We start from the raw sequence: 19467 nt of genomic DNA, 5'->3' as shown, positions 1-19467 counted from the left end.
GGCCCGCCGGTGCCCTGCCCATCCTGGTTGGGTGCGCCTGCGGGCAGCGGGGGCTGGCCGGGAGCGGCCGGGCCGGTGGCGGTGGCCGACTTGCCCGTCAGTTTCTCGTACGCGGAGTGGTTGTCCACGGCAGTGCCGTACTTGGCCAGCAGGGCCGACGCGCCAACGCTTCCCTGGACCAGGGCAGGGTCGCTGGGTCCCATCACGGATTCGGGGGCACGCAGCCGGGTGAGGGCCACGGGGGTGGGCGCGCCCCTGTCGTTCATCACGGTGATGACGGCTTCGCCGATGCCGGCGGAGGTGAGGGTCTCCTCGAGGTCGTAGTCGCTGACCGGGAAGGTGGAGACGGTGGCTTTCAGGGCCTTGGCATCCTCGGGGGTGAACGCGCGCAGCGCGTGCTGGACCCGGTTGGCCAACTGGCCCAGCACTTCCGCAGGCACATCCTTGGGGGTTTGGGTGACAAAGAAGATCCCCACGCCCTTGGACCGGATGAGCCGGACGGTGGTGGTGATGGCGGACAGGAAGGCTTTGGAGGCGCCGTTGAACAGCAGGTGCGCCTCGTCCAGGAAGAAGACCAGTTTGGGTTTGTCCAGGTCGCCGGCTTCGGGCAGGTCCTCGAACAGGTCGGCCAGCAGCCACATCAGGAACGTGGAAAACAGCATGGGCCTGTCCTGCAGGGTGGGCAGCTCCAGGCAGCTGATCACGCCGCGACCGTCCGGGGCGGTGCGCAGCAGCTCGGCGGTGTCGAACTCCGGCTCGCCGAAGAACTTCTCCAGCCCCTGGGCCTCAAGGTTGACCAGCTCGCGCAGGATGACGCCGGCGGTGGCTTTGGAGAGGCCGCCGAGCTCCGCCAGCTGCTCCTTGCCCTCATCGGAGGTCAGGAACTGGATAACGGCGCGGAGGTCCTTCAGGTCGATCAGTTCCAGGTTGTTTTTGTCTGCGAAGTAGAAGACCAGCTGCAGGCTGGATTCCTGGGTGTCGTTGAGCTCCATGATGCGGGACAGCAGGATGGGCCCGAACGAGGTGATGGTGGCCCGGACAGGAACCCCCACCCCGTCGCCGCCCAGGGCCAGGAACTCCACGGGATACGACTTGCCCTGCCAGGCCTGCCCGATGCTGTCTGTGCGGGCTGCCAGTTTTTCGCTGCCCGGCGCCGCGGTGGCAAGGCCGGAGAGGTCGCCTTTGATGTCGGCCAGGAACACCGGCACACCCGCCGTGGACAGCTGCTCGGCCATCATGTGCAGGGTGACGGTCTTGCCGGTACCGGTGGCGCCGGCCACCAGCCCGTGCCGGTTCATCATGGCCAGCGGCAGCCGCACCGGCGCGTCCTTGTGGAGTTCGCCGTCGATGATGGCGGCCCCCAGCTCGATGGTGGCGCCTTCCAGGGTGTAGCCCTTCTGGATGGTGGCGAGCTTCTCTGCTGTGGTTTTGATGGCCATGGCGTTAGCTTAGCGGCGGCAGGGCCCTTTGTGGTGGCGTGCGTCTCAGGGCTGTGGAACCGGGGGAAGTTCCTTGGTGAAGGCCAGCGCGCCAATGGTCTCGGGATCAGCGTCAAGGTCGAACTGCGCCTGGTAGCCGGTGCTGAGGTACAGGTGCTTGGCTTCGGGCTGCCTCGGTCCGGTGGTGAGGTACACGGCGGTGTACCCGGCCTGGGCGGCCACGGCCTCCAGTTCGGCCAGGACCAGCCGGCCCAGGCCGCGGCGCCGGTGCCCGGTGGCGGTCCAGATCCGCTTGAACTCAGCGGTGGTGGCGTCGTAGCGGCGGAACGCGCCGCCGGCGATGGATTCGCCGTTTTCCTGGATGATCAGCAGCGCCCCGCCGGGGGCGGCGAACTCGGCTGCCGGGTACCGGTTCAGTTCGTCGGCCACCTCCCGGTCGCCGAAGAGGTCGTTGTAGCGGGTGCCGTATTCGACGGCGAGCTCGTCCAGGAGCGGGCGGACCCTGGGGTCATCCATGGGCAGGCTCAGGACGGCCAGCGAGGCCGGGTCGAGGGGGCGGTGCGCCACAGTGGGTTCGGCAGTCATGGTTTCAGTTCTTTCCGACGGCGGCTGGTTGGGGATGACGGGTTGGTTGCGGATACTGCGTTGGTGCGGTCGCCGAAGCGGCGGCGGATGCTGCTGCGAGCGATTGCGCTGCGGCGAGGATCCGCCGGGCCAGGGCATCATTCTCCCGGAACGGTGCCGCGTTGGTCGAGGGCCGCGCAAACGCGCCGGCGCCCCAGCCCGAGGTGCCGGGCCCGATTCCGAAGACCGCCGCCTGGGGTTGGCCGCAGGCGCCCACCAGCTGAAGGTCCCCGTTGACCAGAAGCTTGCCGGTGGAATGGATCCCGTCCGCCGTCAGCAGCTGCTGCTCGGTGCCGAGCCCGGTCCGGTGCAGGGCGGCCAGGGCAGGGTTGCGGGTCCGGGCCAACGAGGTGGCCGGCAGCCGGGCCTCGATGAAGGCGGTGGCGCTGATGCCCGCGCCGGACTGCCGGGACGTGGCGTGGAAGGCGCCGGTTGTTTCATCGGCTGAGACTTCCAGGCCGGGGCCAAGGAACTGCAGCAGCCCGGCGCGGTGCAGGGCCAGCATCTGCCGGAGCCGGTGCGGGGGCGGGCCGGAATCCACAAAGCTGAAGAACCCGTGCCACCAGCCGTGGACGGTCTGCTGCGACCGGGCATTGAGCCGCTCCGCGGGAACCACCCGGCCCAGTTCCATGTAGACGCGCAGCAGGGCCAGGAACAACGCCAGGGTTTCCGGATGGTCCGGGCTGTCGCGGAGGGCCAGGTCATGCTCGATGTAGCCGGCCACGGCGGCCTGGACATCCTCGGCGTCCTCGAACAGGCGTCCCTCAAACGGGCGGTCCAGCTGTTCCAGGTCAAGGTGGAGCGCGGCATCGGGTACAGCGGCGGCCACCAGGTCCCGGCGGGCGTCGCTGTACCAGTCCAGGCCCGCGTACTTCACTGCGAACGTGTCCCAGGCCAGGGCGCCGCGTCCGGGTGCACCTGTCAGCAGCTCGCGGTAGTAGCCGTACCCGGCCTCCTTGGCGATCAGCGGCCACAGGTGGCTGCGGAAGTCCAGTTCCCCGTGCTGTTCCAGCAGCCCGGCCACCGCGTCCGCGGTGAAGAACTCCAACGGACCCGGCGCGTCACCGGCAAGGGCAGCGGAGATCTTCGAGTGATAGGGAACACCGCGTCGGGACCCGGCCCACAACCGCGGTTCCCGTCCGGACGGAAGGTAGCGGAGCCCGCCGGCGGCCGCTTCTTCAAACCTGCCGCCGCGGCCTTCCATCAGGATGACCAGGAGGTCCACAAACGCCAGGCCCATGCCGGCCACAATGACGTCCTGGCCCGGTGCGATGGCCGAATAGTCGACGTCGGTGGTGTAGCTGGGTGCGGCGTGGAACCCGCCGTGGCGCCGGGCGAAGTCCTGCCACCCCTCGGACGCGGCATCAGGCAGGGAATCGGTGTGGCCCACCGCGGTGACCAGGAGGTCGGCGTGCAGGACCCGGCCGTTTGCCAGCGTGACGTCGTGGCCGCCGCCGTCGGAGGCGGTGATGTCCTCCGCGGTGGTCCGGTGCACCGTCAGGCTCCGGCCGAAGGTCCTGGCGGTCCTCCGGAAGAACCACTCAAGGTACTGGCTCTGCAGGCGGCGGGTAGGGAACGTGGCGCCGGTGAGGGTGCGCAGTTGCTCCTGGAGGGGGCGGGGAAAATCCGGGACGTCCGTGATGCTGCCGGACAGGATCCCGGCGCCCCACTCCGCCAGCGACGGCCCGGGCAGCGCCGGGCCGTCGCAGCTTACGGAGTCGTCGGTAAACATGGTGATGTCCGCGGCCATGGAGTTCAGCAGCAGGCCCGGGTCCTGGTCGTAGCGCCAGATCCGGCCCGAACCTGGGACATGCGGCTCCACCACGTGGATCTTTACGGGGCCGGCGAAAACTTCCGGCCGGTTGGCTGCCAGCCTCTCCAGGACGCCTGCCGCACGGGGCCCGCCGCCAATAAAGACGATGGCCGGGATGGTGGCTGGCATGGGGGCTCCTGGTGGCAGGCGGTGGTGGGTTGCGGCAGCGGGACCTTCGGACATTGAAGGGGCTGCCGGAGTGCCATGGTAGGCAGCGTTCCCGACGGCGGTCGAGCGCCTTGTTCACGCCCGTTAACTCCGCGTCATCCCGCGTCAAGAAAGGCAAAAAACGGACTCATGACGCCGTGCGAAGCCAGGTGAAGGAATGCAACCTGCCGCCTTGCCGGGCCTCTCGGCGCGGTCCTAGATTTGCAGCCAGCAACCGCGGCAGAACGTCGCGGACCAGGGCGGATGCTCCGGGCACAGACCAGAAGCGAGGTGGCACATGAGTTCAGCAACAACAAGGGTGGCGCAGCCGGAACAGGCTGCGGACCCGTCCGCAGGACCTGCGCCGGCTGCTGCCGGTGCCGGGAGCCAGCCGCCGGCAGGTGGCCCGGGGCGGCAGGCCGCCGATTACTCCGCTTACCGCGTGGTGGCGGCCAAACACCCGTGGCGGTGGGTGGGCACCGCGGCCGTGGCGCTGGGCGTGGTGGCGATCGCCTGGTCGCTGGCCACCAACCCCCGCTGGGAGTGGGGCGTGGTGGCCCAGTGGTTCACCGCGCAATCGGTCATCAACGGCCTGGTGGAAACGCTGAAGCTCACCGCCATCTCCGGACTGCTCGGCTTTGTGCTGGGCTTCATCCTGGCGCTGATGCGGCTCTCTGCGTCCCCGCTGCTGGTCTCGGTGTCCTGGACGTTCTCCTGGATTTTCCGGTCCACCCCGCTGCTGGTGCAGATGCTGCTCTGGTACAACCTGGGCTACCTGTACGAAAAGATCAGCCTGGGCATCCCGTTCACTGATGTCCGGTTCTTCGAAATCCAGACCACCACCCTGATCAGCCAGTTTGCCGCTGCCGTCCTGGGCCTGACACTCAACCAGGCTGCCTACTCCGCGGAAATCATCCGCGGCGGCATCCTCTCCGTGGACCAGGGCCAGCTGGAGGCTGCAGCGGCGCTGGGCATCCCGGCCTGGCGGCGGTCCACCAGGATCGTCCTGCCGCAGGCCATGCGCGCCATCCTGCCCACAGCCTTCAACGAGATCATCGGCCTGGTCAAGGGCACCTCGATCGTCTACGTGCTGGCCTACTCGGAGCTCTTCTACACCGTCCAGGTCATTTACAACCGCACCCAGCAGGTCCTCCCGCTGCTCCTGGTGGCCACGCTCTGGTACGTGGTGATCACCTCGGTGCTCAGCGTCTTCCAGTACTACATCGAACGGCACTACTCCAAGGGAGCGGTCCGCAACCTGCCCCTGACGCCGTTGCAGAAGGCCCGCAAATTCTTCGCCACCCACGCCGTGGACAGCAACCGGGCAAGGAGCCTCTGATGACTGAAACACCAACCCGCGGCCTGGTGGAAATCACCGGGGTCAGGAAATCCTTCGGCACCACTGAAGTCCTTAAAGGTGTCAGCCTCACCGTGGAACCAGGCGGCGTGGCAGTCATTGTGGGCCCCTCCGGCTCCGGAAAGTCCACGCTGCTGCGCACCATCAACCACCTCGAAAAGATGGACGGCGGCCACATTTCGATCGACGGAAAGCTGGTGGGCTACGAGGTCCGCGGCGAACGGCTGCACGAGCTGCGGGAAAAGGACATCCTGAAGCAGCGCACCGAAATCGGCATGGTGTTCCAGAACTTCAACCTCTTCCCGCACCTGACGGCGCTCGAGAACGTCGCCGAAGCCCCGGTGGTGGCACAGCGCCCCGGAAAAGCCAAAAGCACCAAGGAGGAAGCACGGCGCCGCGGCCTGGAACTCCTGGACCGCGTAGGGCTCAAGGACCGCGCCGACGCCTACCCCCGCCAGCTCTCCGGCGGCCAGCAGCAGCGCGTGGCCATTGCCCGGGCACTCGCCCTGGACCCCAAGATCCTGCTGTTCGACGAGCCAACGTCCGCACTAGACCCCGAGCTGGTCAACGAAGTGCTGGACGTCATCCGTGAACTGGCCAAGTCCGGCACCACCCTGATCATCGTCACCCACGAAATGGGCTTCGCCCGGGACGTCGCGGACACCGTGGTGTTTATGGACCAGGGCCAGATCGTGGAACAGGGCACACCCCAGGAACTCTTCACCAACCCCCGCGAACCGCGCACCAGGAGCTTCTTCTCCAAGGTCCTCGAACCCGCCTTCAACATCTAAAGGATCCACCATGGCTTTCTCCTCCAGTCTCCCCGGCGCCGGCCGCCGGCACCCGCGCCGCGTCCGCACCCTTGCCGCCCTGCCCGCCGTCGTCCTCCTGGGCACCGCAGCCTTGTCCGCGTGCGCCGACCCCGGCGCCTCCGCCGCTGGAAACGCCTCGGCCCCGGCGGAGCCGACGGCGGCCCGCAACGGAGTGGTCTACAACACTTCGCCGGACCAGCAGCGCATCCGGGCAGAGAAGGACGCCGCGCTCGCCGCCAAGGTGCCGGACCTGATCGGCAAGGACGGCAAGCTGACCATCGCCACCACGGCAGGGTCGATTCCGCTGACGTTCCACGCCACGGATGACAAAACGCCCATCGGCGTGGAGATCGACATCGCCCAGCTGGTAGCGGACAAGCTGGGCCTGGACCTGGACATCCAGGTGACCTCCTGGGAAAACTGGCCGCTGAAAACCCAGTCGGGCGACTTCGAAGCCGTGTTTTCCAACGTGGGCGTCAACAAGGACCGGGTGAAGCTCTTCGACTTCGCCACCTACCGGGCCGCGTTTATGGGGTTCGAAGCCAAAAAATCCGCAAGCTACGACATCAAGGGCTCCGACGACATTTCCGGCCTGAAGGTTTCCGTGGGGTCCGGCACCAACCAGGAAAAGATCCTGCTGGCCTGGAACAAGGAACTTGAGGACAAGGGCAAGGCCCCGGCCACGCTGCAGTACTACTCGTCCGACGCCGATACCATCCTGGCGCTGTCCTCAGGCCGCACGGACCTGAACATCGCCCCCTACCCGTCCACCGTGTACCGGGAAAACACCCGCGACGACCTCAAAGTGGTGGGCAAGGTCAATGCCGGCTGGCCGGCAGAAACCCTGGTGGCAGCCACCACGCTCCGGGGCAACGGCCTGGCCCCGGTCATCACCGAGGCGCTGAACGCCGCCATCAAGGACGGCAGCTACGGGGACGTCCTGGAACGTTGGGGTTTGAGCGAGGAAGCCCTGCCGGAGTCGGCAACGGTCACGGCGGAAAGTTTCGGGGCCGCAAAATGAAGTTCCAGGTCCTGGACATTATTCCGCACCTGAAGAACCCGCTCACCGGGGACATCGTTTCCACCGCGGACCGGCTGAACCAGGTGGTGCAGACCGCACAGCGGGCCGAGGAACTGGGCTACGACGGGTTCTCCGTGGGTGAGCGGCATGCGGGGGAGTTCATCTCCTCCTCGCCCACCACGGTGCTGGCGGCCATCGCTGCCGTCACGGAGCGGATCCGGCTGCAGACCGGTGTCGCCGTCCTTTCCGTCCTGGACCCGGTCCGGGTGGCCGAGGACTACGCCACGATCGACCAGCTCAGCCGCGGCCGGCTGGAACTGGTGATCGGCAAGGGCAATGAGGTGCTCCAGTACCCGCTCTTCGGCCTGGACCTGGACCACCAATGGGAGCTCCTGGCCGAAAAGTATGAACTGCTGCGCCGGCTGTGGCGCGAGGAGAACCTCACCTGGTCCGGCCGGTTCCGGGCACCCCTGACCGAGCCCACCACCACCACGCCCCGTCCGTTTGACGGCCCGCCCCGGATTTGGCACGGCTCTGCCACAACGCTGACATCGGCGGCCCTGGCCGCCAAGTGGGGGGACCCGCTGTTCACGGCGAACGCCATCCAGCCGCGGGAAAACTACCATGTGCTGATCCAGCACTACCGGGACGAATACGAGCGCCACGGCCATGACCCGAAACACCGGTATGTTGGCTCGGGCAGCGGCGCCGGTGGTGTGTTTATCGCGGACACCACGCAGGAGGCCATCCGCCAGTTCGGGCCTGTGTACGAGGCGCTGACCCGCAACCGCAACGTCCCCGGCAACAACTCGCCCTTCCGGGACATCAACCACGCGGTGGCGGAAGGACCGGCCCTGGTGGGCAGCCCCGAACAGGTGGTGGACAAGATCCTGAGCTACCACGGGCTGTACGGCCACGACCTGCAATCCATTTCCCTTCCCACCACCCTTCCCTTCGGGCAGCAGCTGGACATCCTGGAGCGGTTCGCCCTTGAAGTCATCCCCGCCGTGCGGGCCGCCGCTCCCACCACCTTGTGGGAGGCCGAAGACCCGTACGGGCTGCGCCCCGAACCTGCTGTCCCAGCCACTTCCATCCAGACCAGGAGCACTCTTGACTACGCACGCTGAAACGACGCCGTTCGCCGCTGAGTGGGAAGAATGGCACACAGCCCACGAACAGCACCGGGCCTCCCCGCACGGCTTCCTCGCCGTCACCCACCTGCATTGGCTTGACGCCACGCCCACCCCGCTGGACGGCGCACCGGGCACCTGGAGCGCGGATGCCGACACCGTCACGGTGGTCCTGGCGGCCGGCGAAAGCCTGGAGCAGGACGGGCAGGAGCTCAATACTGCAACGGGCACCACCATCACCTTTGGCCCCATTCCGGAACGCGGCGGGATCAACCTCGCAGCCGGTAACGCAGTGGTGGAACTGGCTAAACGCGGCGGGCTGTACATCGTCCGGCCGCGGCACCCGGACAACGCCCTGCTCGGCACCTACCAGGGGACCCCTGCCTACGCCCCGAACGCGGCCTTTGCCGTCCCCGCGACGTATGTGCCCTTCGAAACGCCGCGCACCACCACCGTTGGCGCCGCCGTCGAGGGCATCCAGCACGTTTACGAAGCCCCGGGCGAGTTGCGTTTCCGGCTCGAAGGCCAGGACCTGGCGCTGACCGCGTTCAACGGTTACACGGCCGGATCCCTCACGGTGCTGTTCACGGACCAGACCTCCGGAAAGACCACCTACGCCGCCAACCGGTCGGTGTCCGTGGCTCCGGCCGCTGATGGATCGGTGGAGCTCGACTTCAACCGCGCCGTTAACCTTCCCTGCGCCTACACCGACCTTGCCACCTGCCCGCTGCCGCCGGCCGAAAACCGGCTTCCGGTGGCCATCGAAGCCGGCGAAAAGACACCCTACGAACGGAAGGACCAGCAGTGAGCACCGCAGCTACAGCACGCCCCGGTTTCCTGGCCATCGAACTCGACGGCGCCGGCTGGGACGGGGCCGGATCCGGCACCCTCGCCGCCGCCGTGCTGGCAGTGGAATCCGCAGGTTTCCACGTGGCCACGTTCAAGGACGCCCCGGAAGCGGGCCGTGCCAACGCGCTGCAGCGCGCAGCCTTTGCCGGCCCCGTGACCCGGTCCATCGCCTTGGTTCCCGAAGTGGACACCGTGTACACCGAACCGTTCCACGTCTCCACCCAGCTGGCCAGCCTGGACTACGTTTCGGGCGGCCGGGCCGGCTGGATTGCTACGGCAACCGAATCCCCGGCGGCCGCCGCAGCTGTGGGCCGGCGCAGCGTCACCGGCGAAGCCCTGGCCAAAGAGGCTTCGGCTGCGATCGAGGTTTCCCGCAGGCTCTGGGATTCCTGGGAGGACGACGCCGTCATCCGCGACGTGGCCACCGGCCGCTACATCGACGTGGACAAGCTCCACTATGTGGACTTCACCGCCCCGGAAGAGGCCGGCCCCGGCTATTCCATCAAGGGCCCTTCCATCATTCCGCGGCCGCTTCAGGGCCAGCTGCCGGTCATCGCCCCGCTGGGCCTGCTGGGCAGCGGACTGGTGGACGACGCCGCAGTTGACGCGGTCCTGGTGACCGCACCCACGCCCGAACTGTTGACCGCAGAGGTCCGGGATGCCCGCAGCCGGCTGCGCACCGGGGTGGCCATCATCGCCGAACTTGACGTGGTCCTGGACTCACGCGGGCTGGCAGCGGCAGACCGCCCCGCGCCGGCGGACAGCGGCCGTGCGCTCTTTACGGGCAGCGCGGCCGGGCTTGCCGCTTTACTGGCACCGATCCTGGCGGTAGCCGACGGCGTCCGCCTCCACCCGGCGTCGTTCGATGTGGAACTCGACGAGCTCTCCCGCGTGGTCCTGCCGGAGCTGCGGCGCAGCGGCGCCCTGCGCGCACCGTTGCAGGATGCCACCTTCCGGGACCTGCTGGGCCTTGACCGCCCCGCCAGCCGCTACGCCGACGCCGCCGCAACCGCCATTGCCGCCGCAGAATAAGGAAAAACCATGACTTCGCACAGCAGTGCTAAATCCGATCCCACCGTTTTTGCGCCCTCGGGCACCCTGCAGTTCGGCATCTTTTTCCAGGGGGTGAATTCGGGCACCATCTGGAAGGCCGCCGAATCCGGCTCGCAAACGGACTTCGAATCCTTCCGCCGGCTGGTGCAGACCGCAGAGCGCGGCCTGTTCGCCGCCTTCTTCCTGGGCGAAGGGCTGCGCCTGCGCGAGCACCTGGGCCGGCCGCACGCCCTGGACGTGGTGGGCCGCCCCGACGCACAGACCGCCCTGGCTGCCCTCGCCGCCGTCACCACCAACATCGGCCTGGTAGCCACCCAGAACACGACCTACAACGATCCCGCGGACCTGGCACACCGGCTGGCGAGCCTCGACCTGATTTCCGGCGGCCGGGCCGCCTGGAACATCGTTACCACCGACAACGCCTGGACCGGAGCGAATTTCCGCCGCGGCGGCTACCTTGACCACGCTGACAGGTACAAGCACGCGGAAGCCTTTGTGGAGACCGCCAAACGGATCTGGGATTCGTGGGAGACCCCCGCCGGCCCGGCCCGCCACGTACGCCACGAGGGCCAGCACTACACCGTGGACGTCACGCCCCGCCTTCCGCGCAGCGCCCAGTACCGCCCGGTGCTGTTCCAGGCCGGGGATTCCCCGGAAGGCCGGGACTTCGCCGCCCGGCAGGCTGACGTGATCTTCTCCGCGCATCCCAAGCTGGAGAAAGCCATTGAATTCCGCACCGACCTGGTGGCCCGGACACTGGCGGCAGGCCGTCCTGCCAACGCCGTCCAGATCATGCCGGCCAGCGAGTTCATTCTCGCGGCCACCGACCAGGAGGCCCAGGCCAAGAAGGAGTGGGTCCGCAGCCTGCAGATCGGGCCGCAGCAGGCCCTGGCCTACCTCGAACAGTTCTGGGGCCGGGAGCTCTCCGGCTACGACCCCGACGGGCCGCTCCCCGAAATCGATCCCGTGGTGGAGGAGACGTCCGAGACGCGCGGCAGCGGATTCCACGGCGCCAAAGCGCGGCAGCTCGCGGACCAGTGGCGGGCCGAGGCGAAGGACAAAGGCCTGTCCATCCGGCAGTTCGTCTCCGCCAAGACCTCCCGCATGGACGCCACGTTTACCGGCTCCTACTCCGCCGTGGCCGATCACCTCGCGGAATTCGCCAGGGTGGGGGCTGTGGACGGCTTTAACATCTCGCCGTGGCTTATCCCCACGGGCCTGGACGACATCGTCAACCACCTGGTGCCGGAACTGCAGGAACGCGGCGTCTACCCCACGGAGTACCGCGGCACCACGCTCCGGGAAAACCTTGGCCTGGCGACGCCTGTCCGTTCCGGCGATGCCGTCACCGCCGCCGGCCCGGTCCGGCATGCGTGAGCAGGACAGCTCCGCGGCGGAATCCACCGCGGAGCTGGTCCGGCTGGAGCTGACCGTGTGGGAACAACTGCTCTAGGGCACCTTGGCCTCCAGTCCGGCGGCGGCAGCCGGTGCTTCCTCCCCGCCCGGACCCGACGAAGGATGGGCTGCGACGGCCGCGGCATGCTCGGCCAGGACACCCGTTTGATGGCGGATCTTCAGGCGGTACAGCAGGGCGCCGCCAGCGGTGACGGCGGCGACGAAGATCACCCCGCCCCACTGCAGGTACCACTCGAACGGAGGCACCGAGTTGTAGATCTCGGGGCGCGGCCAGATCAGGTTCACTGTCATGGCGGCGCCCCACAGGACGGCGAGGATGTTCACCGGCAGCCCCCATTTGCCCATGCTGAAGCCGGCGTCGGAATTTTCGCCGGGCCACCTGCCCAGGAGCCGGTTGCGCAGCATGGGCGCAGTGACCAGGAGATATGACAGGTAAATCAGCACGATGCTGATGCTGGACAGGATCGTGAAGATCGCCGGTTGCATAACGTTGATGAGCAGCGGCATAACGGCCAGGGCGCCGATGACGATGGCCGCGACGGTAGGGGTCCTGCGGACCGGATCCACTTTGCTGAGCTGCCTGCTGAAGGGGAGGTTGTTGTCCCGCGCCATGGCGAACATCATCCGGATGGCGGCCGCGTGGACGGACAGGGTGCAGACCACCACGGCCACCACGATGCAGACAAGGAAGGCTTTGCCGAAGGGTCCGCCCAGGACGGAGAGCACGATGTGCTGCAGGCCGCCGTCGGCAGAACCGATTTTGGGATCGGTGAGGTCCGGCGCGGCGAGGATGCCAAAAAGCAGGATCAGGCCACCGAGCAGGAACGAGGCGGTGACGGCCCGCAGGATGGCCTTGGGTGCCGTGCGTTTGGGGTCCTTCGTCTCCTCTCCAAGGGAGCTGGCGGTATCGAAGCCGTACATAACGTAGCCGGACGCCATGGCCCCGATCAGGAAGACGCCGAAGAAGCCCAGGTCATGGCCTTCCCCGAAACCGGTGGTGTCGAAGAAGACCTCAGGCCCCCGCACCACATGCCAGCCAAGCGCTAGGATCAGCAGGACGGCTGCCACCAACTCCACAAAAACCCCAACGCTGTTGATCCGGGTCATAAGCTTCACGCCGAACGCGTTGATGAGGGTGGAGATGGTGATCATGATGGTGGCCAGCACCACGCCGTTCATGGCAAAGTCGAACGGGCCGGTGCCGTCACCAACGAACTGGAACCCGGACCAGAGCTGCGGCAGGGTGAGCTGCAGCGCCAGGGCCACGGACCCCAGCGCCATGATGGAGGACAGCAGCAGCAGCCAGCCGGCCAGCCACGCCGAGGTACCGGACGCCAGCCGTTTGGCCCAGTTGTAGACGGATCCCGCCACGGGGTAGCGGCCGGCCAGTTCGGCGAAGCACAGCGCCACCATCAGCTGGCCAACGAAGACAGTGGGCCAGGACCAGGCATACGCCGGTCCGGCCATGGAAAAACCAAAATAGAACAGTTGAAAAACGCCGGTGAGGATGGAGATGTAGCTGACGCCTGCTGCAAAGCTGGCGAACTTGCCGATGCTCCGGTCCAGGGTCTGGGTGTAGCCGAACTCGTCCATGCCGCTTGAATCAATACTCTTGCTGGGTTCCAACATTTGGACTCCTCGATCAGAAAAGCACGATGGTGATGACGCCTGGTACTCAGGCGTGGGAGGCGCTGAACTCCAGTTCGGCCGTTGTCGTTTCGCCGGTGCGGCCGGCGCGGATGAGGTCCGCGCAACGCTCGCCGATCATCATGACGGTGATGTTGGGGTTGACTGTGATGTGTTCAGGCATCACGGAGGCGTCAGCGACGCGCAGTCCTGTGACGCCCTTGACCCGCAGCTCTGGATCGAGCGGCGACATCCCGTCGTCGGGCGGGCCCATCCGGACGGTGCCGACGGGGTGGTAAACCGTGTTGTGCGTCTTGCGGATGTAGTCCTGAAGTTCCTCGTCGCTTTGTGCCCCGATCCCGGGCGACAGCTCACGCCCGGCCCACTCGGCCATGGCCGGCTGGGCGGCGATCTCGCGGGCCTTGCGGATGCCGGCCACCATGACCCGCATGTCGTGGCCGTCGGGATCCGTGAAATAGCGTGGATCCACCATCGGCTTGTCGCGGAAATCGCGGCTGCGCAGCCGGACGGTGCCGCGGGAACGGGCGTGCGTGACGTTCGGGGTGAGGGAAAAACCGTTCTCGGTGGTGGGGTAGCCGTACCGCAGGGTGTTCATGTCGAACGGTACGGAGCCGTAGTGCATCATCAGGTCCGGGCGGTCCAGGCCTTCCTCGGTGGGGGAGAAGATGCCGATCTCCCACCACTGCGTCGAGCTCTGCACCATCGGCTGTTTGGCCTCGAATTGGACCACGCCCTCAGGATGGTCCTGCAGGTTTTCGCCTACGCCGGGGGAGTCCACCAGGACTTCGATCCCGTGCCCGGCAAGGTGCGCCGCGGGGCCGATGCCGGAGAGCATCAGCAGCTTGGGCGAGTCGATGGCGCCGGTGGACAGGATGACCTCGCGGTGGGCGGACAGCCTGTGGGTCCGGCCGAACGCCGAGTCCACAACGTCGACGCCGGAGCAGCGCTTGTCCGCGTCGAACACCAGCTGGCGGGCGCGGAGGCCGGTCAGCAGGGTGAAGTTTTCGCGCTCCGTGATGGGGTGGATGTAGGAGACCGAGCTGGAGGACCTGGTGCCGTCCGCGCGGCGGTTGATCTGGAAGAAGTTGGCGCCGTTGACCACCGTGGTTCCGGTGTTGAACTTTGCCCGGGGGATGCCGGTCTGTTCGCATGCATCCAGGAGCGCGACGCCGGCAGGATCCACCGGGGGCACGTTCATCAGGTGCACGGGGCCTGAGTCACCGTGGTGCGGCGCGTCAGGGCCGGCATCCTCGTTGGTTTCCAGTCGCTGATAGAGCGGCCAGGCGGTTGCAGAGTTCCAGCCGGTGGCGCCGTACTTCGACTCCCACTCGTCCAGGTCCTCGCGCGGGGCCCAGAACGCGATGCAGGAGTTGTGGCTGGAGCAGCCGCCCATCACCTTGGCGCGGGCGTGGCGCATAAAGGAGTTGCCGTTCTCCTGCGGTTCCACCGGGTAGTCCCAGTCATAGCCGGATTCCAGCAGCTCCATCCAGCGGTCCAGCTGCAGGATCTCGGGCAGGCCGCGGTCGTCCGGGCCGGCCTCCACGAGGGCCACGGTCACGTCCGGATCCTCGCTCAGCCGGGCGGCCACTGCGGCTCCGGCGGATCCGCCACCAATAACGACGTAGTCGAACCCGCGCCCGGGAAGATCCCCGATGTTTTCCACGTGCATCTAGTTCTCCTTGCTGTGGTCAGCAAACCAGCCGGTTACCTGCGGGCTGGTGTTCTGGTAGGTGTGCTTGGCTTCCTGGTACTCGGCCAGGCCGGTCGGGCCCAGCTCGCGGCCGACGCCGGACTGGCCGAAGCCGCCCCACTCGGCCTGGGGGAGGTAGGGGTGGTAGTCGTTGATCCAGATGGTGCCGTGCCGCAGCCGGGACGCCACGCGCTGCGCCTTGCCCGCGTCCTGGGTCCAGACCGCTCCGGCCAGGCCGTAGACGGTGTCGTTGGCGACGGCCACCGCCTCGTCCTCGGTGCGGAACGTCTCCACCGTCACCACCGGGCCGAACGCTTCGTCGGTGACCACGGACATTCCGCTGGCAACGCGGTCCAGGACGGTGGGCTGGTAGTAGAAGCCGGCGTCGTACTTTTCCCCAACAGGTGCCGCGCCGCCGCACCGCAGCCGCGCGCCCTCGTTGATGCCGCGCTGGACGTAGGCGTGGACCTTGTCCCGGTGGGCCGCGGAGATCAGGGGGCCGGTTTCTGCCGCCTCGTCGAAGGGGCCGCCAAGCCTGATCGCCTGTGCGCGGCGGACCAGTTCGGCCACGAAGCTTTCGGCGATGGATTCCGCCACCACCAGCCGCGCCCCGGCCGAGCAGACCTGCCCGGAGTGGACGAACGCGCCGTTAAGGGCGTTGTCGACGGCGGCGTCAAAGTCCGCGTCCGCAAACACCACGTTGGGGTTCTTGCCGCCGAGCTCCAGTGCCACTTTCTTGACGGTGCCGGCTGCGGCGGCCGCGATGCGCTTGCCGGTTTCCAGGCCGCCGGTGAAGGAAACGAGGTCGACGTCGGGGTGTTCGGAGAGCGGCGCGCCTGCCTCCGCGCCGGCTCCGGTGACGAGGTTGGCGACGCCGTCCGGCAGGCCGAGGTCCTGCAGCAGCTGCATGGCCAGGATGGCGGTGGACGGGGTCAGCTCGGAGGGCTTCAGGACGAAGGTGCAGCCGGCGGCCAGGGCGGGGGCGATCTTCCAGGCCGCCTGGAGCAGCGGGTAGTTCCAGGGCGTGATCAGGCCGCAGACGCCCACGGGTTCGTAGGTGATTTTGCTGACGACGGCGGGGTCCCCGGCGTCGACGATGCGGCCCGCCTGCTGCCCGGCGAGCCGGCCGAAATATTCGAAGCAGGCGGCGATGTCGTCCATATCGATGCGGCTTTCGACCATCCGCTTGCCGGTGTCCAGCGACTCGGCGCGGGCGAACTTTTCGCGGTGTTCGCGCAGTCCGGCAGCGACCTTCAGAAGGAAGCTGCCGCGATCCGGGGCCGGGACGTTCGACCAGACTCCTGAATCGAAGGCGGCCCGGGCTGCAGCGATGGCGCGTTCAGCGTCTTCCTGCCCGGCTTCGGATACGGTGGCGGCCAGTTCGCCGTCGGCCGGGTTGCGGATGTGGCGCACCGCGCCGGATGCGGCAGGCTCCCACGAGCCGTTGATGAACAGGGTGGCTGCTGGCACGTCGTCATTAGGTGTGGCGTAGGTCATACGGAGGACATTAGCTGAAGTTGAACGACTGTTCAATGCTTTTTTGAACAAACGTTCAAGATGTCTCAGGCCGATACCGGTTGCTGGAAATGGTCCGCCTTGGGGCGGGGCTGGGCCCGACGCCTAGGTCTGGCTGCCGGCCTGTGGGGCGAAAGCGATCTCTTCCGTGCGGGCGATGCTTCGCTGGATGGAGGCCTCATCCACGCCCAGCAGCGACGTCAGCCACATGCCGTTCTGCACCACCACAATGTCTGCGGCCCGCTCCCGGCATTCCTGCCAGGCAAGCCCGGGGATGGCCTTCGAGACGAGCGCCGCGAGCCCGTCGAGATACCCGTCGAAGGCGGCGGCATTAATCTCGGCATAGTCTGCATCGGCCTGGGCGAGGGCCCAAAGGTGAAGGCGCAGGGACAGGTACCTGGTGGTCAGGAGGTCGGCACCGGCGATCCGCCGCAGGGCCCTGCGGAGTTGTTCATCCGGTTCGGCCGAGGGGTCCGGTGCCAGCAGCAGGAGGTCCTGCTCCTCAACCCGGTGCAGGGCGGCCCGTATCAGGCTGGTTTTGTCGTCGTAGTAGTAGTTCACCAGGCCCAGCGCGACGCCGGCCTCCCGGGCCACCGCACGCATGCTCACACCCGAAATGCCGTGCCGTGACAGCAGTTCCAGGGCCGCCTCGAGAATGCGCGATTGCCTGTCAAGCTGCTCACCTGAGTTCACGGTCTTTGTCCCCATCTGGCCAGAGTATGCCAAACCCGCCGGGAGCCCACATTCGAAGAATCCCAGCCCCGCCGGAGCGGGGCTGGGATTCAGTCGGCGGGAGGTCCCGTTATTTTTTGGGTAGGCCAGGCGGGTTCAGCTCGGACTTTTCGATGGCTTCGGAGGTGAGGCCCCAGCGGTCCAGGATCTTGGCGTAGGTACCGTTGTCGATCAGTTCATTCAATGCCGCCTGGGCGGCCACGGCGAGGTTGTTGCCCTTTTTGGTGGTGAACGCGATCTCGGCCGTCAGGGGCCAGCCGCCGTTCAGGGTGCCCACCTGCTTGGTTTTGCCGTCCAGGGCGGCCTTGTAGGCCGAGCCCGCGTTGGGGGCAAACGTCAGGTCCGCCCGGCCGGACTGCAGTGCCAGCGTGGAGGCCGAGTCGTCGTCGTAATACTGGAATTCCACCGGCGCCAGGCCGTTCTTTTTGTTTTCCTCGTCCCAGCGCACCAGGATGGCTTCCTGGTTGGTGCCCGAGCCCACAATGATGCGCTTGCCGGCCACGTCCTTGGCTTCCTTGACCTCGCCGACGTCGGAGTCCGTCTTGGCGTAGAAGCCCAGTAGGTCGTTTCGGTAGGTGGCGAAGTCGAACTTTTCCTTGCGGGCCTCGGTCACGGTGACGTTGGACAGCACGGCCTCGTACTTGCCGGACTCAACGCCCAGCGGCCAGTCGGCCCAGGCCACCGGAAGCACCTCGACCTGCAGGCCCAGGGTCTCACCCACGGCGTGGGCGATGTCCACTTCGCTGCCGATCACGGTTTTGTTGTCCGTGGCGAACAGGCTCAGCGGCGCGGTGCCGCCCGTGGACACTACCGTCAGCTTGCCGTCGGCCTTGATGGCTTCGGGGACCAGGGCGGCTGCCTCGGCGTCGACAGACACCTTGAACCGGTCCTGCTCGGGCGCCAGGTTGAACTGCTTGCCGGCCGCGGTGGTGGCGGCGCCGGTGGCCGGCCCTGCGGCCGCGGAGGCGCCGGGGTCCGAGCAGGCGGCGAGCCCCAGCAATGCGGTGATGGTCAGGGCCGCGGCCGCGAGCGGCTTTGCCTTAATGGTGGCCATTTTTTCTCCTGGGAGGTAAGGGCTGATGCAGCGGAAGTGTGCTTGTGCAGCAACTATCCGGCAGCCCTCCCCGCCAGGCCAAAGGCCTCCGCAACCCGGAGATACGCGGCGTAACCGCCGTTAACCGGGCGACCGCGGCGGTCATATTCGTGGCGGCATCACCCGGCGCCGGAAAAGGCCCGGTCCGCCGTGGCCGGGCCTTTCCGCATCCGAGTGGTGCTACTTGCCGGCTGCTTCGAGCTCAGCGTACGTGGCGTCGTCGAGGCCAACACCGGCCGAAGCCAGGTTCTCCTCGAGGTGTGCCACGGAGCCGGTCCCCGGGATGGGCATCATCACGGGGGAGCGGCGCAGCAGCCACGCCAGCGCCACCTGGGACGTGGTGGCCCCCAACCGCTTGGCGGCAGCATCCAGCGGGCCGCCGGGCTGCGCCAGTTCACCGGCGGAGATGGGGGCCCAGGGGATGAACCCGATGCCGTTCTTTTCCGCGTACTCCAGCACGTCCGCCGAACTGCGGTCCGTCAGGTTGTAGCGGTTCTGGACAGTGGACACAGTGAAGTGCCGGCCGGCCGCCTCCAGTTCCGCAACGCTGACCTGCGACAGGCCCAGCGCACGGACCTTGCCCTCGTCCTGCAGCTCGCGCAGCACCCCGAACTGTTCCTCGGCGTCCACTTTGGGATCGATCCGGTGCAGCTGCAGGAGGTCCAGGGTGTCCACCTTGAGCTTCCGCAGGCTCAGCTCGGTCTGCTGGCGCAGGTATTCCGGCCGTCCCACCGGAACCCAGCGGTTCGGCCCGGTGCGGGTGAAACCCACCTTCGTGGCGATCTTCAGGCCCTCCCGGTACGGGTGCAGGGCCTCGGCCAGGATCTCCTCGCTGATGTTCGGGCCGTAGGAGTCTGCCGTGTCGATGAAGTCAACACCGAGTTCGACGGCGCGGCGCACCACCGCGACGGCGGCCGCCCGGTCGGTGGGCTCGCCCCAGACGCCATCGCCGACGATGCGCATGGCGCCGAAGCCAAGTCTGTGCACCGTGCCGAGATCCTTAAGGCTGATGGTGGCGGAAAGTTCCAGCTGGTTCGTATCAGGGGTCATAGAGGCGGCAACAGCCCCAGTGTGCCGGGTATTCCGGAAACCCGTCGAAATAAGCCGGGCGCCGCCGTCGTTATACCTG

General features: G+C 67.4%; 16 protein-coding genes. 7 read left to right on the top strand and 9 right to left on the bottom strand.

Annotation, left to right across the window (positions count from 1 at the left end; genetic code table 11):
* From ACU18_RS09450 to ACU18_RS09440, 3 genes are all read right to left on the bottom strand, one after another.
* Positions 1-1439 (bottom strand): helicase HerA-like domain-containing protein (locus tag ACU18_RS09450; RefSeq protein ID WP_050685300.1); only part of this gene is annotated, 1439 nt, incomplete at its 3' end.
* Positions 1440-1484: 45 nt separating this feature from the next.
* Positions 1485-2024 (bottom strand): GNAT family N-acetyltransferase, encoded by a 540-nt coding sequence (locus ACU18_RS09445; protein ID WP_050685299.1) that lies wholly within the window; start codon positions 2022-2024, stop codon positions 1485-1487.
* Between the two features lie 4 nt (positions 2025-2028).
* A complete protein-coding gene (locus ACU18_RS09440; protein ID WP_050685298.1) occupies positions 2029-4005 on the bottom strand; it encodes an FAD/NAD(P)-binding protein in 1977 nt (658 codons plus the stop codon).
* 316 nt (positions 4006-4321) lie between these two features.
* Here ACU18_RS09440 and ACU18_RS09435 point away from each other — a divergent pair, with 316 nt between their 5' ends.
* From ACU18_RS09435 to ACU18_RS09405, 7 genes are read left to right on the top strand one after another with little or no spacing between them, the layout of a single operon-like run.
* Entirely contained in the window at positions 4322-5362 is a 1041-nt protein-coding gene (locus ACU18_RS09435) for an amino acid ABC transporter permease (RefSeq protein ID WP_050685297.1), read from the top strand.
* Positions 5362-6171: an amino acid ABC transporter ATP-binding protein gene (locus tag ACU18_RS09430; RefSeq protein ID WP_050685296.1), complete on the top strand. Its 810-nt coding sequence runs from the start codon at positions 5362-5364 to the stop codon at positions 6169-6171. Before ACU18_RS09435 ends, ACU18_RS09430 begins: the two co-directional genes overlap by 1 nt.
* A 10-nt stretch (positions 6172-6181) precedes the next feature.
* The gene (locus ACU18_RS09425) at positions 6182-7213 is read left to right on the top strand and encodes an ABC transporter substrate-binding protein (RefSeq protein ID WP_050685295.1); all 1032 of its coding nucleotides are present in this window, start codon (positions 6182-6184) and stop codon (positions 7211-7213) included.
* The gene (locus ACU18_RS09420; protein ID WP_050685294.1) at positions 7210-8340 is read left to right on the top strand and encodes an LLM class flavin-dependent oxidoreductase; all 1131 of its coding nucleotides are present in this window, start codon (positions 7210-7212) and stop codon (positions 8338-8340) included. Before ACU18_RS09425 ends, ACU18_RS09420 begins: the two co-directional genes overlap by 4 nt.
* On the top strand, positions 8324-9151 hold the full coding sequence (locus ACU18_RS09415) for a DUF1684 domain-containing protein (protein ID WP_050685293.1): 828 nt from the start codon (positions 8324-8326) through the stop codon (positions 9149-9151). The genes ACU18_RS09420 and ACU18_RS09415 overlap by 17 nt, the downstream gene beginning before the upstream one ends.
* The gene (locus tag ACU18_RS09410) at positions 9148-10224 is read left to right on the top strand and encodes an LLM class flavin-dependent oxidoreductase (RefSeq protein ID WP_050685292.1); all 1077 of its coding nucleotides are present in this window, start codon (positions 9148-9150) and stop codon (positions 10222-10224) included. The genes ACU18_RS09415 and ACU18_RS09410 overlap by 4 nt, the downstream gene beginning before the upstream one ends.
* 9 nt (positions 10225-10233) lie before the next feature.
* Positions 10234-11622, top strand: a complete 1389-nt coding sequence (locus tag ACU18_RS09405) for an NtaA/DmoA family FMN-dependent monooxygenase (protein WP_050685291.1) — start codon at positions 10234-10236, stop codon at positions 11620-11622.
* A gap of 72 nt (positions 11623-11694) precedes the next feature.
* On the opposite strand, the gene ACU18_RS09400 is transcribed toward ACU18_RS09405, so the two are convergent.
* The 6 genes from ACU18_RS09400 to ACU18_RS09375 form a co-directional block, all read right to left on the bottom strand.
* Positions 11695-13290, bottom strand: coding sequence for an APC family permease (locus tag ACU18_RS09400; RefSeq protein ID WP_050685290.1), 1596 nt, complete (start codon positions 13288-13290; stop codon positions 11695-11697).
* Between the two features lie 46 nt (positions 13291-13336).
* Positions 13337-14977: a GMC family oxidoreductase gene (locus ACU18_RS09395; RefSeq protein WP_050685289.1), complete on the bottom strand. Its 1641-nt coding sequence runs from the start codon at positions 14975-14977 to the stop codon at positions 13337-13339.
* Positions 14978-16495, bottom strand: a complete 1518-nt coding sequence (locus ACU18_RS09390) for an aldehyde dehydrogenase family protein (RefSeq protein ID WP_050685288.1) — start codon at positions 16493-16495, stop codon at positions 14978-14980. It abuts the gene before it with no gap.
* Positions 16496-16618: 123 nt separating this feature from the next.
* Positions 16619-17221: a TetR/AcrR family transcriptional regulator gene (locus ACU18_RS09385; protein ID WP_050685287.1), complete on the bottom strand. Its 603-nt coding sequence runs from the start codon at positions 17219-17221 to the stop codon at positions 16619-16621.
* Positions 17222-17315: 94 nt separating this feature from the next.
* Entirely contained in the window at positions 17316-18299 is a 984-nt protein-coding gene (locus ACU18_RS09380) for an ABC transporter substrate-binding protein (protein WP_050685286.1), read from the bottom strand.
* Positions 18300-18518: 219 nt separating this feature from the next.
* Positions 18519-19388: an aldo/keto reductase gene (locus ACU18_RS09375; protein WP_050685285.1), complete on the bottom strand. Its 870-nt coding sequence runs from the start codon at positions 19386-19388 to the stop codon at positions 18519-18521.
* Positions 19389-19467: the final 79 nt, after the last annotated feature.

The organism is Arthrobacter sp. ZBG10 (assembly GCF_001238605.1).
In the GTDB taxonomy this organism is placed as follows: domain Bacteria; phylum Actinomycetota; class Actinomycetes; order Actinomycetales; family Micrococcaceae; genus Arthrobacter.
This window is presented reverse-complemented; position numbering and strand designations above follow the sequence as displayed.

Coding starts and splice junctions, on each gene's coding strand:
- ACU18_RS09435 (WP_050685297.1), top strand. CDS start 4,322: ATGAGTTCAGCAACAACAAGGGTGGCGCAGCCGGAACAGGCTGCGGAC.
- ACU18_RS09405 (WP_050685291.1), top strand. CDS start 10,234: ATGACTTCGCACAGCAGTGCTAAATCCGATCCCACCGTTTTTGCGCCC.
- ACU18_RS09375 (WP_050685285.1), bottom strand. CDS start 19,388: ATGACCCCTGATACGAACCAGCTGGAACTTTCCGCCACCATCAGCCTT.
- ACU18_RS09425 (WP_050685295.1), top strand. CDS start 6,182: ATGGCTTTCTCCTCCAGTCTCCCCGGCGCCGGCCGCCGGCACCCGCGC.
- ACU18_RS09430 (WP_050685296.1), top strand. CDS start 5,362: ATGACTGAAACACCAACCCGCGGCCTGGTGGAAATCACCGGGGTCAGG.
- ACU18_RS09445 (WP_050685299.1), bottom strand. CDS start 2,024: ATGACTGCCGAACCCACTGTGGCGCACCGCCCCCTCGACCCGGCCTCG.
- ACU18_RS09380 (WP_050685286.1), bottom strand. CDS start 18,299: ATGGCCACCATTAAGGCAAAGCCGCTCGCGGCCGCGGCCCTGACCATC.
- ACU18_RS09440 (WP_050685298.1), bottom strand. CDS start 4,005: ATGCCAGCCACCATCCCGGCCATCGTCTTTATTGGCGGCGGGCCCCGT.
- ACU18_RS09400 (WP_050685290.1), bottom strand. CDS start 13,290: ATGTTGGAACCCAGCAAGAGTATTGATTCAAGCGGCATGGACGAGTTC.
- ACU18_RS09420 (WP_050685294.1), top strand. CDS start 7,210: ATGAAGTTCCAGGTCCTGGACATTATTCCGCACCTGAAGAACCCGCTC.
- ACU18_RS09385 (WP_050685287.1), bottom strand. CDS start 17,221: ATGGGGACAAAGACCGTGAACTCAGGTGAGCAGCTTGACAGGCAATCG.
- ACU18_RS09395 (WP_050685289.1), bottom strand. CDS start 14,977: ATGCACGTGGAAAACATCGGGGATCTTCCCGGGCGCGGGTTCGACTAC.
- ACU18_RS09390 (WP_050685288.1), bottom strand. CDS start 16,495: ATGACCTACGCCACACCTAATGACGACGTGCCAGCAGCCACCCTGTTC.